The sequence below is a fragment of the Streptomyces ipomoeae 91-03 genome (assembly GCF_000317595.1).
Taxonomy (GTDB): Bacteria; Actinomycetota; Actinomycetes; order Streptomycetales; family Streptomycetaceae; genus Streptomyces; species Streptomyces ipomoeae.
Window position 1 is genome coordinate 1 of the sequence record NZ_AEJC01000474.1, and the last position, 14,646, is coordinate 14,646.

15 protein-coding genes are annotated in these 14,646 nt (G+C 70.1%); 10 read left to right on the top strand and 5 right to left on the bottom strand.

Annotation, left to right across the window (positions count from 1 at the left end; translation table 11 throughout):
- Positions 1-213: 213 nt before the first annotated feature.
- Complete coding sequence (locus tag STRIP9103_RS30965; protein WP_009327052.1) at positions 214-1,119, bottom strand: LPXTG cell wall anchor domain-containing protein; 906 nt, start codon at positions 1,117-1,119, stop codon at positions 214-216.
- 503 nt (positions 1,120-1,622) lie between these two features.
- On the opposite strand from STRIP9103_RS30965, the gene STRIP9103_RS30970 reads away from it, so the two are divergent.
- From STRIP9103_RS30970 to STRIP9103_RS30985, 4 genes are all read left to right on the top strand, one after another.
- Positions 1,623-2,588 (top strand): ATP-binding protein, encoded by a 966-nt coding sequence (locus STRIP9103_RS30970; RefSeq protein WP_009327042.1) that lies wholly within the window; start codon positions 1,623-1,625, stop codon positions 2,586-2,588.
- A gap of 66 nt (positions 2,589-2,654) precedes the next feature.
- Positions 2,655-3,047, top strand: a complete 393-nt coding sequence (locus tag STRIP9103_RS30975; RefSeq protein ID WP_009327055.1) for an SCO5389 family protein — start codon at positions 2,655-2,657, stop codon at positions 3,045-3,047.
- A 492-nt stretch (positions 3,048-3,539) separates the two neighbouring features.
- On the top strand, positions 3,540-6,326 hold the full coding sequence (locus tag STRIP9103_RS30980) for a SpoIIE family protein phosphatase (RefSeq protein WP_009327050.1): 2,787 nt from the start codon (positions 3,540-3,542) through the stop codon (positions 6,324-6,326).
- Between the two features lie 185 nt (positions 6,327-6,511).
- Positions 6,512-9,112 (top strand): SdrD B-like domain-containing protein, encoded by a 2,601-nt coding sequence (locus STRIP9103_RS30985; RefSeq protein ID WP_234022346.1) that lies wholly within the window; start codon positions 6,512-6,514, stop codon positions 9,110-9,112.
- A gap of 157 nt (positions 9,113-9,269) precedes the next feature.
- On the opposite strand, the gene STRIP9103_RS30990 is transcribed toward STRIP9103_RS30985, so the two are convergent.
- Positions 9,270-9,740: an ATP-binding protein gene (locus STRIP9103_RS30990; protein WP_009327036.1), complete on the bottom strand. Its 471-nt coding sequence runs from the start codon at positions 9,738-9,740 to the stop codon at positions 9,270-9,272.
- A 286-nt stretch (positions 9,741-10,026) separates the two neighbouring features.
- Here STRIP9103_RS30990 and STRIP9103_RS30995 point away from each other — a divergent pair, with 286 nt between their 5' ends.
- The gene (locus tag STRIP9103_RS30995) at positions 10,027-10,872 is read left to right on the top strand and encodes a helix-turn-helix domain-containing protein (RefSeq protein ID WP_009327039.1); all 846 of its coding nucleotides are present in this window, start codon (positions 10,027-10,029) and stop codon (positions 10,870-10,872) included.
- 10 nt (positions 10,873-10,882) lie between these two features.
- Positions 10,883-11,068 carry a DUF397 domain-containing protein gene (locus tag STRIP9103_RS31000; protein ID WP_009327037.1) on the top strand — a complete coding sequence of 62 codons (186 nt, stop codon included), beginning with the start codon at positions 10,883-10,885 and terminating at the stop codon, positions 11,066-11,068.
- A 9-nt stretch (positions 11,069-11,077) separates the two neighbouring features.
- Here the strand turns inward: STRIP9103_RS31000 and STRIP9103_RS31005 are convergent, their stop codons facing one another.
- The 3 genes from STRIP9103_RS31005 to STRIP9103_RS31015 are packed head-to-tail and all read right to left on the bottom strand — an operon-like array spanning position 11,078 to position 12,716.
- Complete coding sequence (locus STRIP9103_RS31005; protein WP_009327046.1) at positions 11,078-11,932, bottom strand: helix-turn-helix domain-containing protein; 855 nt, start codon at positions 11,930-11,932, stop codon at positions 11,078-11,080.
- Positions 11,933-11,956: 24 nt separating this feature from the next.
- Positions 11,957-12,484, bottom strand: a complete 528-nt coding sequence (locus STRIP9103_RS31010; RefSeq protein ID WP_009327054.1) for a DUF6879 family protein — start codon at positions 12,482-12,484, stop codon at positions 11,957-11,959.
- Positions 12,456-12,716, bottom strand: coding sequence for a hypothetical protein (locus STRIP9103_RS31015; protein ID WP_048821310.1), 261 nt, complete (start codon positions 12,714-12,716; stop codon positions 12,456-12,458). Before STRIP9103_RS31015 ends, STRIP9103_RS31010 begins: the two co-directional genes overlap by 29 nt.
- 162 nt (positions 12,717-12,878) lie before the next feature.
- Between STRIP9103_RS31015 and STRIP9103_RS31020 the strand changes: the two genes are divergently transcribed.
- The 4 genes from STRIP9103_RS31020 to STRIP9103_RS31030 are packed head-to-tail and all read left to right on the top strand — an operon-like array spanning position 12,879 to position 14,586.
- Positions 12,879-13,079 (top strand): hypothetical protein, encoded by a 201-nt coding sequence (locus STRIP9103_RS31020; protein ID WP_048821311.1) that lies wholly within the window; start codon positions 12,879-12,881, stop codon positions 13,077-13,079.
- Positions 13,076-13,297 carry a DUF7848 domain-containing protein gene (locus tag STRIP9103_RS31025; protein ID WP_009327044.1) on the top strand — a complete coding sequence of 74 codons (222 nt, stop codon included), beginning with the start codon at positions 13,076-13,078 and terminating at the stop codon, positions 13,295-13,297. The genes STRIP9103_RS31020 and STRIP9103_RS31025 overlap by 4 nt, the downstream gene beginning before the upstream one ends.
- A gap of 16 nt (positions 13,298-13,313) precedes the next feature.
- Complete coding sequence (locus STRIP9103_RS50225; RefSeq protein ID WP_009327038.1) at positions 13,314-13,454, top strand: hypothetical protein; 141 nt, start codon at positions 13,314-13,316, stop codon at positions 13,452-13,454.
- 10 nt (positions 13,455-13,464) lie between these two features.
- A complete protein-coding gene (locus STRIP9103_RS31030) occupies positions 13,465-14,586 on the top strand; it encodes a methyltransferase domain-containing protein (protein ID WP_048821312.1) in 1,122 nt (373 codons plus the stop codon).
- Positions 14,587-14,646 lie beyond the last annotated feature (60 nt).

A 14,646-nucleotide genomic window follows, 5' to 3' on the forward strand; every position in this document is an offset into this window, starting at 1 on the left:
CCAGACGTACAGCTCTCCGAGGCCCACCAGGCCTGCAACCTCCAAGGCCCCCGCGAGACCCGCGGCCTCCAAAGCCCACCAGGCCCGCAGCCCCAAGCCCCCGCCAGCCCCGCAGCCTCCAAGGCCCACCGGCCCTGCAGCCCCCAAGCCCTCAAGGCCCCAAGGCCCCAAGGCCCCAAGGCCCCCACCAGGTCTACAAGCCCCGCGCCAGGGTCAGGCGTCCGTGCGCCCCGCGCCCCGGCGTCGCGTCACCACGAAGATCGCACCGCCCGCTGCCAGCAGGCCCGCCGCGCCGAGCGCGAGCGGGATCGTGTTGCCGCCGCCCGTTTCGGCGAGGTCGCCACCGCCGCCGTTCGGGGTGGGGGCCGCCGGGGTCGAGTCGGACGGGGTCGGCTCGGGGGAGTCGGACTCCGGAGTGTCGCCCGGGGGCTGCTCCTCCGCCGGGGGGTTCTCGTCGGCCGGCGGCTGCTCCTCCGTCGGGGGGTTCTCCCCGGCCGGCGGTTGCTCCTCCGTCGTGCAGTCCTTCGTGCCGCCGTTCCACGCCGCGATCAGCTTGTCCTTGATGACCGGGCGGTCGGGGCCCTTGGGGACGTCGCCGTGCTCGAAGCCGTCCTTCGCGTCGAGCTTTCCGTCGAACTTGACCTTCCCCCGGTACAGGTCGATCTGCGCGTAGCAGCCCGCGTCCGGCACCGCGATGTCCAGGGAGTCCGTCGCGCCCGGCTTCACGGTGACCGTGTCGAAGTCGACGAAGACCTGCTCGCCCGAGGTGGCGAAGGTCGGGCCGTGGGCCAGGTACGAGGCCAGGGAGACCGTGCACGTCGTGGCGTCGGACGCGGCGCGGACCTTGATGTGGACCTTGCCGTCCTCGGTGGGCTTGAGGTTCTGGTCGTCGAGCTTGACCCAGTCGGCGAAGTTGACGCCGTCCAGGGAGAACTCGCAGCGGTCGGTCTCGGTGGCCGTGCCCGCGCCCTCGCCCGGGACGTAGCTCTTCTTGCCCCAGCCGTCGCCACCGGGCGTTCCGGTGGCCCACGCGGAGCCGGAAGCCGCCGCGGTCAGGGCGAGTGCGGCTGCGCCCGTCCCCAGCAGGCGGCGCACAGTGACACGTCTCGCTATGGACATGCAGATCCCATTCTCGAACTTGAAGATGTGCGAGACCCGGGGCGCGGTGGCACGACGGCAGCACGAAGCCGCGTCAGGGCCGCGCCGGGGTGTGAGTTGGTCGAAGAAACGCCGGGCCCACTGGTCACATGCGCCACAGCGTGCGCACATCGTTTACCACCGAGTAAGGGCTGTCAACCTCGGGAAACGCCCGGGCACTTCGGGCTCGGGCCGGGTGAACGGCCGGGTGAATGGCCGCGTGAACGGCCGGGCTTCAGACAGGCTTCGGCCAGGCTCCGACCGCTACGTCCACACATACAGGACACGTCCGTCGCACATTTGGGGCACATGGGGAATCTCTTGCTCCGCTACCGCCGGTAACAGTAAGGACTTCACCAACTCGGCCCACCCTCGCCCGAGTTGACCATGGCCGGATTTGACAACCTCCACCCCACTCCGGAGTCTACGTTCATGACATCCATTTTCATTAATCCCGTCCAGTATCCGACGGGAGGTGGTCGTCCATGCGCGTGGCCTTCGTAGGCAAGGGCGGCAGCGGCAAGACCACCCTCTCCGCGCTCTTCGCCCGGCATCTCGCCCGCTCCGGCGCGCCGCTCGTCGCGATCGACGGTGACATCAACCAGCACCTCGCCCACGCCCTCGGCCTCGACGAGGACGACGAACTCGGCGCCCCGCCCCTCAGCTCCCGTACCGCTGAGATCAAGGACTATCTGCGCGGCGCCAACCCCCGGATCGTCTCCCGCGACGCCATGGTCAAGACGACCCCGCCCGGCCGGGGTTCACGCCTGCTGCGGCTGCTCGGTGACGACGACATCCACGCCACACACGTACGGCGCGTCGGCGACGTTCCCCTCATGGTCACCGGTGCCTTCAGCGAGAGCGACCTCGGTGTCGCCTGCTACCACTCCAAGCTCGGCGCGGTGGAGCTGTACCTCAACCATCTCGTCGACGGAGCCGGCGAGTACGTCGTCGTCGACATGACCGCCGGGGCGGACGCCTTCGCCTCCGGTCTCTTCACGCGGTTCGACATGACCTTCCTCGTCGTCGAGCCGACACGGAAGAGCGTGTCCGTGTACCGGCAGTACCGGGAGCACGCCGCCGAGTTCGGGATTCCGATCGCCGTCGTCGGCAACAAGATCACCGGCGAGGACGACCTGCTCTTCCTCAAGGAGCACGTCGGGGACGATCTGATCGCGCACTGCGTGCAGTCGTCGTACGTACGCGCCCAGGAACAGGGGCGTGAGCAGGGCGAGTTGGAGTCGCACAACCTGCACACGCTGGAGCAGCTCAAGGCCGCCGTCGACGCTCGTACGAAGGACTGGGCCGCCTTCCAGCGGCACGCCGTCGAGTTCCACCTCCGCAACGCCACCGCCTGGGCCAACGCCGCCACCGGCCACGACCTCGCCGACCAGGTCGACCCCGAGTTCCGGCACGGGCCGGAGGCCCTCGCCTCCGCCGGCTCCCTCTGAACCACCCCACCCCAACCCCGCCCCACCCCGAACAGCACAGAAGCACCACACAGAACAGGAACACCCATGTCGCTCGACGTCTCCCCGCAGTTGCTCGCCGATGCCGAGAAGGGCGAGATACGGGAGGAGGAGTTCGTGGAGACGGTTCGTACGTCGCTGCCGTACGCGTACGAGCTGGTCGCCTCCCTCGTCGGTGAACTGCGCGCCGGAAGCGCCGAGTTCGCCGACAACCAGACCCCGCCGCCGTCGGAGAAGGAGCGGGGGCAGTTGCTGCGGGCGCTGTCCAGCGACGCGATCCGGGGCAGCCTGGAGCGGCACTTCGGTGTGGCGCTCGCCTTCCAGAACTGCCACCGGGTCGCGGTCTTCCCGCCGGAGGCGCGCGGCGGTGAGACGTACACCCGCTTCACGTCCCTGCGCGCCCAGATCCTCAACCAGTCGCCGGAGTTCCGCGACTGCTGACCCACAAGGACACCCGGGGACACCCCAGGCCCAGGACTCGACCGACCCACCGCCCCCTCCGCACCCCTCCCGCGGAGGGGGCGGTCGGGCTTCGGTTCGCGTGGCCGGTTCAACACGCCGGAGCTCAGGGGGCGTACGGGGGCGCGTTACCGGCGTACGGCCGCATGGTCGGCGGACGTGAATGCCTCTGCTCGTACGGCTTCGTGTCTTGTCGGCCTACGGCTTCACACCGCTCACGTATGCGACTTCGCACGGTTCCGGTGTACGACTTCGTCACGTTTGCTCCCGTTTTCGCCCGATCCTGGCGGCTCGTGTGCCGTCGATCGGCTCGTCTCTCGCGGACGTCTCGCATACCGGGGCGCGCCCCCGGCGTGCCGTCCGGTGCCTCCCGGCGTGTCGGCGGGTGCCCCGGGCATCACGGGTTGGCCTATCTGCGATCACACAAGGTGAATAATGGGGCCAGAGGGCGTCTCAGCGACAGAGAGGGCCGCCGTGGGGACCGACAGGAACAATGCCGTCACCCGCCAGCGCTTCGACGTGGCCGACGTCGCGCCGCTGCTGATCGACACGGCCGGGGCCGTGACGAGCTGGAGCCGGGACGCCGAGCGGCTCTTCGGGTATCCGGCGGCCGAGATCCTGGGCCGCGACGTCCGTACGCTCCTCGCCCCCGAGGAAGGCGAGCGCGTCGGCGCGCTGGCCGAAAACCACCGCGCCCACGGCGGCTGGTCCGGCATCCTCACCGGACGCCACCGCGACGGCCGGCGGATCAGGGTGATGGTCCGCGTCGTGCCGATCCACGACGCGAACTCCTCGGCCCCCGCGGCCTCCTCCGCCCCCTCGGTTCCCGAGACCGACGGCTCCGCCTCGACCGCGCCCCGGCGCACCGCCTGGCCCGCCCCGCACCCCGGCTACCCCGACGCGCCGCGATCCACCACCCCGCAGGCGCCGCCGCACACGTTCAGGTCCGCGTCCACACCCGGGGTCGGGCCTTCGCCGACCCGGGAGACGGGCGCGTGGCCGCCCGCCCGGACCACCGGAAGCCCGCAACCCCGGCACAGCACGCCCCCGTACGAGAACCCACGGACCTCGTACGAGCCCCCGTGCCCACCCGCGCCCCCCTCCCCCGATACCCCAGCCCCGACCCGGACCCCGACCCACCCCACCACCCCCACCCACTGGATCGCCCTCGTCTCCGACGCCAGCGAGGCCCCCGGCTGGGACATGAGCCGTACGGTGCTGGAGCGGATGACGACGTGGGCGCCGCTCGGGATCGCGGTCGTGGACACGGATCTGCGGTTCGTGTGGTCGAACGCGGCGTTGGAGCGGTTCGGGGGCGGGCGGGCGCACGAGCGGGTGGGGCACAGGCTCGCGGAGGTGCAGCCGGGGCTCGACGCGGAGCGCATCGAGGCGCAGATGCGGAAGGTGCTGGAGACCGGTGAGCCCGTGCTCGACTACGAGCACGTGGGCCGGGTCCGGTCGGCGCCGCACCGCGAGACCGCGCACGCGATGTCGTTCACGCGGCTGGAGGACGACCAGGGGCGCCCGATCGGCGTCTACTACACGGTGGTGGACGTGTCGGAGCGGCACCGCGCCCGCACCCGGCTCGCCCTGCTGGACCGGGCCGGGGAGCAGATCGGCCGCACCCTCGATGTCCAGCGCACGGCGCAGGAGCTGGCGGATGTCGTCGTACCGGCGCTCGCCGACTTCGTGACCGTCGACCTGCTGGACTCGGTGCCGCGCGGTGCCGAGCCGGCGCCGCCCGGCGATCCGGGCACGGGGGCGGTGTCGCTGCGGCGCTGCGCCCAGCAGTCCGTCCACGACGGGGTACCGGAGGCCGTCGTGGAGATCGGCGACATCGCCTCGTACGCGGCCGGGTCGCCCCCGGTACGGGCGCTGGTGAGCGGGCGGTCGTGGTCGGAGCCGAGGCTGGACCCGCTGTCGGCGGAGTGGGCCAAGGCCGTGCCGGGCGGGCGGGCGCTGCCCGTCGAGGCGCTGGGGCTGGACAGTGTGATGATCGTGCCGATCCGGGCGCGTGGCATCACGCTCGGCATCACCACGTTCTTCCGGCACGACCGCCAGGACCCCTTCGACGCGGTCGACCTGGGTCTGGCCGAGGAGTTGGTGAGCCGCGCCGCCGTCTGCGTCGACAACGCCCGCCGGTACACGCGTGAGCGCGACGCCGCCCTCGTCCTCCAGCGCAGCCTGCTGCCGCGCCGGCTGCCCGAGCAGGACGCGGCCGAGGTCGCCGTCCGCTACCGGCCCGCCGACGAACTGACCGGCGTCGGCGGCGACTGGTACGACGTCATCCCGCTCTCCGGCGCCCGGGTCGCCCTCGTCGTCGGCGAGGTCGCGGGCCACGGCATCGACGGCGCCGCCGCGATGGGCCGCCTCCGTACGGCCGTACGCACCCTCGCCGACCTCGATCTGCCGCCGGACGAGATACTCGCCCACCTCGACGACATGGTCGCCAAGTCGGCACGGCAGGAGGGCGGCGAGCCGGGCGCGGGCAGCATCGAGACGGTCGGGGCGCGCTGTCTGTACGTCGTCCACGACCCGGTGTCCGGCGCGTGCTCCATGGCCGCCGCGGGCAGCTTCACCCCGGCCCTGGTCGCCCCCGACGGCACGGTCACGTGTCCCGACCTGCCCGAGGGGCCGTCGCTCGGCGTCGACGGGCGGCCCTTCGAGACGCTGGAGCTGACCCTGCCCGCCGGTACGGTGATCGCCCTGTACACCGACGGGCTGCTCGCGGAGTCCTCCCCGGAGGCGCTGCGCCGTGCCCTCGCCCGGCCGGAGCCGTCCCTCGACCGCCTCGCCCAGCGGGTCCTCGACGCCCTCGCCCCGGCCCGCCCCACCGACGACGTCGCCGTCCTCCTCGCCCGCACCCGGCGGCTGCCCGACCACCGGGTCGCCTGCTGGGACCTGCCGGCCGACCCGGTGATGGTCGCCGAGGCCCGCAAGACCACCACCCGGCAACTCGGCGCGTGGGGGATCGACGAGCTGGCGTTCACCACCGAACTGATCGTCAGCGAACTCGTCACCAACGCCATCCGCCACGCCGCCGGGCCCATCCGGCTCCGGCTCATCCTCGAACGCACGCTGATCTGCGAGGTGTTCGACGGCGGCCCCACGGCTCCCCATCTGCGCCACCCGCGCACCACCGACGAGGGCGGCCGGGGCCTGTTCCTCATCTCCCAGTTCACCCAACGCTGGGGCACCCGTTTCCTCCCGGAGGGCAAGGTCATCTGGGCGGAACAGTCACTGGCGGACCCGCTCGCCTGAGACCGACGACACCCTCGCACTGATCCGTCCTGATGATCCTGACGCGGTGTCACATCCCATTCGGCCCGATTAGTCGCACTTTGTGCTTCATATGAACGCAGAGGTCGGCTTCGGGCACCGGGCTCCGTCGCCTCGGCGGACATCGGGAAATGAGGGACGTGGTGAAGCGAAGAACACCGGGGGGTGTGGGTCTGGCTCTGGCCGTCACGACGGCGGTGGTGGTCGTGCTCGCGGGCGCGGCCGTACCGGCGGTCGACCGCATCGGCGAGGGCAGGGCCCCCGGGGACGGCACCGTGACCGTACGGGTGGTCGACGAGGTGGACGCCGACGGGCGGTACGACTACCCGCTGGAGACGGGCCTGCGCGGCGTGCGGATCACCCTGACCGACGACCGCGGCACCGTGCTGACCAGGACGACGAACCGGTTCGGCCACGCCCTGTTCACCCCGGCGGCGTCCCGGCTGCGGGGCGGCAGGTACCGCGTCCAGGTGTACAACCCCGACCCCGCCGACCTCCAGCCCGCGGTCGCGGGCCTCGGCGGCGGTGCGGACGTCATCCGCGGCAACGTCGGCTTCGTGGATGTCTCCGGCAACCGGAACACCATCTACACCACCGGCTTCTGGAAGCCCGGCGAGTACTGCCAGGAGAACCCGGACCTGGTCAGCTGTTCCCTCGCCAAGGGTGATGTGAGGGGGGAGCAGGGCCTGACGCGGTTCCCGAGCGACTTCGGCGCCACCTGGCCCGGCCCCAGGCCCGCCCGGCTGACCGACAACACCGAGCAGCGGGCGGTGTTCGGCATCGGCGTCGACCGTACGGGCAACAAGTACCTGGGCACGTCGGTCAAGCGGCACACGGAGTACGGTCCGCGGGGCGCGGTCAACGCGATCTACCGCTACAACGACGGCACGGACAAGGTCTCCCCCTTCGTCACGCTGCCGGGCACGCTGACCCGGCACGACTCGACGAACAACTACCTCAACGACAACCGGATCTACCGCAGGGTCGGCCGTGAGGGACTGGGCGACGTCGATGTCTCCGGCGACGGCAGGACGCTGTACGCGGTCAACCTCAACGACTCCAAGCTGTACCGGGTGCCGATCCACGGCACCGGCGACTCGGTCAGACCCGGCACCTTGTCGTCGTACACCGTGCCGAAGCCGAACGGCTGCGAGGGCCAGTGGCACCCGTACGGCATCGGGGTGCGCGGCAAGCGGGTGCTCGTGGGCGGGGTGTGCGGCGCCGAGAACACGACCGTGCGGGTCCCGTACGGCGACCCGTCGAAGCTGAGCGCGCACGTCTACGAGTTCAAGTGGGGCGCGTTCGACGAGATCTTCCGGCATCGGCTGGACTACCCGCGCGGGTGCGCGTACCGGCCGACCAGCGGCTCCCCCTGCGGCGTTCCGTCGACCGCGGGCGGCACCCTGAGCGCCATGTGGGAGGCGTGGAACGAGCGCGTCCCCACGATCTTCGAGCCGGGCGGCCGTCGGTTCGCCTCCGCGCCGCAGCCGATCCTGTCCAACCTGGAGATCGCCGACGACGGCGACCTGATCCTCGGCTACCGGGACCGCTTCGCCGACATGCAGGGCAACGCGACCTACGCGTACAACTCCACGACGTCGCTGATGCGCGCGATCGCCGCCGGTGACGTGCTGCGCGCCTGCGAGCAGCACGGTGGCGGCTACGCCCTGGAGAGGAACGGCAGCTGCGGTCCGCTGAACGGCGCCCTGCCGGGCAACGGCCTCGGCCCGGGCGGAGGTGAGTTCCACAACGACCTCACCGTCCTCTCGGACGCCCAGCAGCACCAGGTCACACAGGGCGGCACGGTTCTCCAGCCGCACCGCAAGAGGCTGTGGAGCACGGTCTACGACCCGTTTAACCGCCACCCGTTCGAACAGGGCGTACGCCGCCGGGCCGCCGAGACCGGGTCCATCGACGGCGGCATCAGGCTCCAGCCGACGTCACTCTCGTCGGCCGGCCTCTTCGGCAAGGCCAACGGGCTCGCCGATCTGGAGATGGTCTGCGACCAGGCGCCCGTGCAGATCGGCAACCGGGTCTGGTTCGACACCGACGGCAACGGCGTCCAGGACCCGTCCGAGCCGCCGATCAGCCGTGTGAAGGTGACGCTCGACCCGACGTCGTCCGGCCCGAACCTGGTCACGTACACGGACGCCGACGGCGAGTACTCCTTCGGCGCCGAGGACGGCCTGAAGCCGAACACCACCTACAAGGCCACCTTCGGCTTCAGCGGCGTCGACCCGGACACGCTGCCCGGCCGCACGAGCCTGTCCTCGCTCAGGTGGACGGTGAAGGAAGCCCGTTCGAACCGCGCGATCGACTCCGACGTCGACACGCACGGCCGCACCACGGTCTACGTCGGCGACCCCGGCCATGTGAACCACACCGTCGACGCCGGTCTGACCAAGTCCATCCGGCTGACCCTCCTCAAGCTCGACGAGAAGACCGGCAAGCCGCTCGCCGGCGCGGTCTTCGAACTGTGGCAGGACACCGACCGCGTTCCCGGCCTCCAGCGCTACGGCCGGAAGAAGGACAGGTTCGTCCACCGCTGCGCCACCTCCGGCACCGGGCGCTGCGCCTTCGGCTCACTGCCGGTCGGCGCGTACTACCTCGTGGAGACCGGCGTCCCCGAGGGGTACGTCCCGCCGAAGCAGTCGGTCTTCGGTCCGTACGTCCTCACCCCGAGGAACGCCTCACACGCCGACGGCCTGCGCGTGGAACTCGTCAACAAGCGCGGGGAGCGTGCAAGGGCAAGAAGCGCGATGCGCTGACGCGCCGGCGCCTGACCGGGGGCCGAGCGGGGTGGGCCCGTTCGGCCCCCGCAGGGCGTCTCCGGGGTGGTCGGGGTGACGTATCTCTGGTGGCCCCCGTCGCCGCACTGCTGACCCTCGCACTGTTGTCCACAGCCTGTGGGCGGAGGTTTTCCCCTCACACCCATCCCGGCGCGCCGAGGTCGAACCACACCGCCTTGCCGTCCGGGTAGGGCAGCCCGTGCGGTACAGCTGGGGCGATGCCCCAACGCCCCTCGGTGAGCGCGTGCACGAGCTGCAGCCCCCGCCCGCCCTCACCCCAGACGTCCGCACCCAACTCCCTTATCACCGGCGGATTCTCGTCCCCGTCGAACACGAACACCCGTACGCTCCGCGCCCCCACGGCCAGCCACAACGCCGAGTCCCCGCCCTTCGCGTGCGTACAGGCGTTGGTGACGAGCTCGGAGGTGCAGAGGGTCGCCGCGTCCACGAGTGAGTCCAGTCTGCGCGCCCGGAGAACGGTGGCGACGAAGTCGCGGGCGATGGAGGGGGAGGTGTCGTGGGACGGGCAGAAGAGGGCGTAAGTGGTGGGGGTGGGGGTGGAGACGAGGGCGGGTGCGGATACGGATACGGGGTCGTATTGGGGCATGGGGCATCCACTCCGTTGTGGGGTACGGCGGTTGATGGTTGGCGGAGGCCACCGGCCGCGTTGCTGTCCTTCGCCCCGGGTGTCGACGGACCGGGGTGGCGCTGCCAACGGGCTTTGGGCAGGGAGAAGTTGACGGAGAGGTGACCACTCGGCCACCCTCCGTGATGACACGATGACCGTAGCGCCTCAGGCTGAGGCGAATCAACCGATCCCGTCGATTGCGCCCAACATGTGCGAGTTGGCCTCGCGAAGCGGCAGACTCGGCAGGGATCACAAGGAGGACGACATGCCGGCGAGGCCCAACCCGACCGCACGCCAGGTACGCCTGGGCGCGGAGTTGCGCAGACTGCGCGACGCCTCGGGTATCGAGTCCCGTGACGCCGCCGCGTTCCTGGGCACGAACCAGACCCAGATCAGCCACATCGAGGCCGGACGGTTCGGTATCAGCGAGGAGCGGCTGCGTCGCCTCACCGGGTTCTACGGCTGCCACGACGCCCAACTCGTGGACGCCTTGGTCGAGATGGCGAACCCATCGCGCAGGAGCTGGTGGGTGAAGTTCCGCGGTCTCATGCCGCCCCGGGCGCTGGACATCGCCGAGCTGGAGCACCATGCCTCGTACATCCGCGTGTTTGAAGCCGTCTCTGTCCCGGGGTTACTGCAAACCGAGGAGTACGTGCGATCGACTTCCCTCTACCTGGACCCGCGCCTCCCCGAGAGCGAGCGCGAGACGCGCGTCGAGTTCCGGATGCGGCGGCAGCAGATTCTCGCTTCCGGAACGCCCTACGACGCGATCGTCCACGAGGCCGCACTGCGTATGCGTGTCGGCGGCTCCAAGGTCACCCGCTCCCAACTCGAACACCTCCTGAGTGCATCGGAGCAGGAGACCGTCACCATCCGCGTGGTCCCGTTCACCGCCGACGGCTTCGCCGGGGCCGGTTTGGCCATGCAGTACGTCGGCGGTGTCGTCCCACAGCTGGACACCGTGCAGACCGACACCCCCCAGGGCGCCGTGTTCACCGACGCACCCGCTCGGCTGCAACGCTGCCGAACCCGCCTCGAACGCATCGACAACGCCGCTCTGACGCAGGACGCTTCCCTCGACCTCATCCGTCGTATCGCCAAGGAACTGTGAAAGGTCTCCCGTGTTGCCCACTCTCCACTGGCAGAAGTCCTCGTTCTCCGCAGCCGACGCCGACAACGCCTGCGTCGAAATAGCCGCCGCCCCGACCGCGATACACCTCCGCGAAAGCGACCACCCCACCACGGTCCTGACCCCGGCCCCGGCCGCCCTGCACGCCCTGCTCGCCTCGATAAAGGGCAACCGGTAGCGCGGCGGGTCAGCCGAGGGCGTCGATGGCCTTGAGGATCAGGGGGCGCGCTTCGGGGCCGTACACGGCCATGCGGCGCAGTTCCTCGAACGCCCTGGCGTACATGGCGATCTCGGACGGCTGGGTGATTCTTACGCTGGCCGACACCAACTCCACCGTCACGAGAGTGTCGTCGTAGATGTGGAAGGTTTCTTCGGGCCATCGCGTCCGCTCGCGCGTTGCCATCGGAATGATGCCGAGCGAGACAGCCGGCAGCGCACCTGCGGTGAGCAAGTAGCCCAGTTGGGCGGCCATCACTTCCGAATCGCCGAGTTGGTAGCGGAGGACGGCCTCCTCGATGAGGAAGACGAACCGGTGTCCTGGTTCATGGATGACGCGCGAGCGCTCGACTCGGGCACGTGCGGCTTCGGCGCTGTCGTCCACGGGGAGATCGTGATCCCGAGCGGCGATACCGAGCACGGCTTTGGCATAGCCCTCGGTCTGGAGCAGCCCGGGTACCAGCATGGACGAGTACACGCGGAGGAGACGGGTGTCGCGGTAGAACTGCACCCCGCTTTCCTGGAGGTGTTTGAGTCCGCTGCGAACCTGGTGACGCCACTCCCGGTACATCGTTTCGGCATTCAGGGACTGAGCGATGAGGTCCTGCGCCTGGTCCTCCGTTCGAACAGCGGCGCACCACGCCCGGATGTCCTTGGCTGTAGGGCCGGTCAGCGCGTTCTCGATGCGAGATGTCTTGGAATGGTGCCACCCACACAAGTTGGCCAGCTCGACGACCGTCAGCCCCGCCTCCTTCCGGAGGTCCCGCAGCCGTCGGGCGACGGCCTCGCGCGCGGCCTGAGCGGAAGAAGACGGGGAAACGGGCATGAACTGGCCTACTAGCGCTGTTCGTCAGCGGATCTCGTACTGGTCGTGCGGAATGGCCCGAGCCCATACGGCCTCGAACGCCTCGGCACACAGCTTGGCAGCTGCCGGGTCATCTGAGATCTCATGCCCTGCCGAGGCACCGTCCCCGGTGAAATGGTTCCATCGGATCAGCCGATCGTCGAACAGCCAGAAGTCGTTGCCCGGCAGAGCGATGTCCGAGGCGCGGCGACGCGGCAACCATCGCACTTGCTCCCCGGCCTCGACGTTGGTGAACGTGTCCGAGTGCTCGAATCGGATGTAGTCGGTGACCGGCTCGGACACGATCCGAGCCCGGCGTACGACCACCCCGCGCGCAACGGTCTCCTGGATGAGGTCCAGCCAAGGCCGCCACCAGGCCTCGCGGTCGGTCGGATCGACGCGGAACCCGTTACGCCAGGCCTCGAACTGCTCCTTCTCGCTGTCCACCCCGTAGACGTCACGCATCTCCAGGTGCACAGCCGAGCGTGTGCAACCTGCGATCAGCTCACTGAACGGTTGAGCGCTCGACGGCATCGCACGCCTCCCTGATCATGTGCACCATCCTCGCCGGAATACGGATCACTGCCTCGTCGTCAGGGATGCCCTTCGCATGTCCAGGCACCTCCCACGCCGCGCACTCGGCCTCGACTTCGGGGTCCGGCTTGTATCCCTGGAGTACAAGCTCTTGCTTCTCTTGATCGATCCACACCGTAGGACTCTTCTCGTCTTTTGTCTGTGGGTCGATCCCGATGAACGTAAGCGGCATGTGAGCCTCCGATCACGAGATGTGCGATTGTGTGCAACACATTCCACAAGCAGAGACCACTCGTCAATGACACCTTTTGGCCAACACACCAAGCAGCAAGCCTAGTTGCACATTTCTGCACATTGCTTGAGTCGCCCACTCTCCCCACCCCACCCTCATCCCATGCAGCAAACGACCCTCTCCCCGCCCGTCCACCTGACCCTCCCCAACCCACCCCCGAAGCCGGCCCCCGGCTGCGACACCTGCGCCGAGCTCGGCCGGCGGTGGCAGGTCGCCCGGGATCGTGGGGACCTCTCCGCCGCGACCGACGCCGACGTCGAGATCCGGAACCACCCGCACCGGACACGGAAGAGGCGGCGGTGACACGTTCCGTACTGCGCTTCGTGACCCACCGGATCAGACAGCACCCGGACACCGACGTCACGTTCGAGGCCGAGTGCCTGAACTGCGACTGGACGGCGACCCCGTCCACGGACGGCGCGGCCGTGGACCTCGACTGCATGCGGCACACCGGTAGGACGGAACACGGGGGCTTTCGGCGGGTGTGTACGTCGTTCGCCCTCGTGGAGCGGGCTGAGTGACTACGAAGGAGGAGCGGTGATCCAGGAGTTGACCGTCACCGGTGGTGGAGGCGGCGGCGAGGGTGGTGGGGGCGGTGGCGATCCGCTGCCGGGTGAGCCCTGGCCGGTTCCGCCTGAGCCGCCGTCGCCGGACGGTGGGCCCAGGATGATCGGGTAGAGGGGTGACCATGGCCAACGTGGGCGGGGCGGAGTGGACGGATGCCTTCCGTGCCGTGCCCCGATCGGCGTTTCTGCCCGATGTGATGTGGCCGTTCGACATGGATACGGGACGCGGTGTCACCGTGTGCAAGGCGGACGATCCCGAGGCGTGGCGGGCGTACGCGGATGCCGACGTGCCCATCGTCACGCAGTGGGACGACGGGGAGGGCGATGGCCTCAACCCCGGTCGCCTGGCCACCAGTTCGGCGAGCATGCCCAGCGTTGTCCGCTCCATGCTCGCCGACCTGGACGTTCATCCCGGTCACCGTGTGCTGGAGATCGGCACCGGTACGGGCTACAATGCGGCCCTGCTCGCCCACCGGGTCGGCCCCGGCAACGTCGTCACCGTGGAGGTCGACGGCGGCGTGGCGGCCACGGCCCGTACGGCACTGCGGCGGTTCGGGCTGCCGGTCGAGGTGATCACGGGGGACGGACTCCTCGGCCACGCCGCCGGAGCCCCGTACGACCGGATCATCGCCACCTGCGGGCTGCGGCGGATTCCGTACGCGTGGGTGCGGCAGACACGGCCCGGTGGGCTGATCGTCGTCCCCTGGGGAACGGACTACGGGCGGGAGGACGCCGTGGCCCGGCTCGTCGTCGCCGCTGACGGGACGAGGGCCTCCGGCCGCTTCACCGGACCCGTGGAGTTCATGAAGCTGCGCGCGCAGCGCCGGGCCTGGCCACGGCACGACGACTACATGCCCGCCGAGGGCGTCTCCGGAGGCGACCGATCATCGACCACACTCACGGAAGTCGACTTCGTGCGAGGTCCGTTCGACCCCCTTCGCTTCGCCCTCGGGCTCCGCGTCCCCGCGTGTCTGTGCGCGGTGGCGGACAAGCGGGACGGGGTGCGGCCGGTGTGGTTGTACGGGCTGTCCGACCGTTCCTGGGCCTGTGTGATCTTCCGCGACGGGGAACCCGCCTCGATCGTCCACCAAGGCGGACCACGCCGGTTGTGGGACGAGACGGAGGCGGCCCGTGGCTGGTGGAAGGAACGGGGCGAGCCCGGCTTCGAACGGTTCGGTCTCACCGTCGACGAGAGGGGCACGTACGCCTGGCTCGACGATCCGTCCGCGTCCTGGCCGGCCTGAAGGCCAGGCGGACAACGTAGTTGTGCGCGCGGCAGAGCGGCAACGCGGCAGCATGGCCGC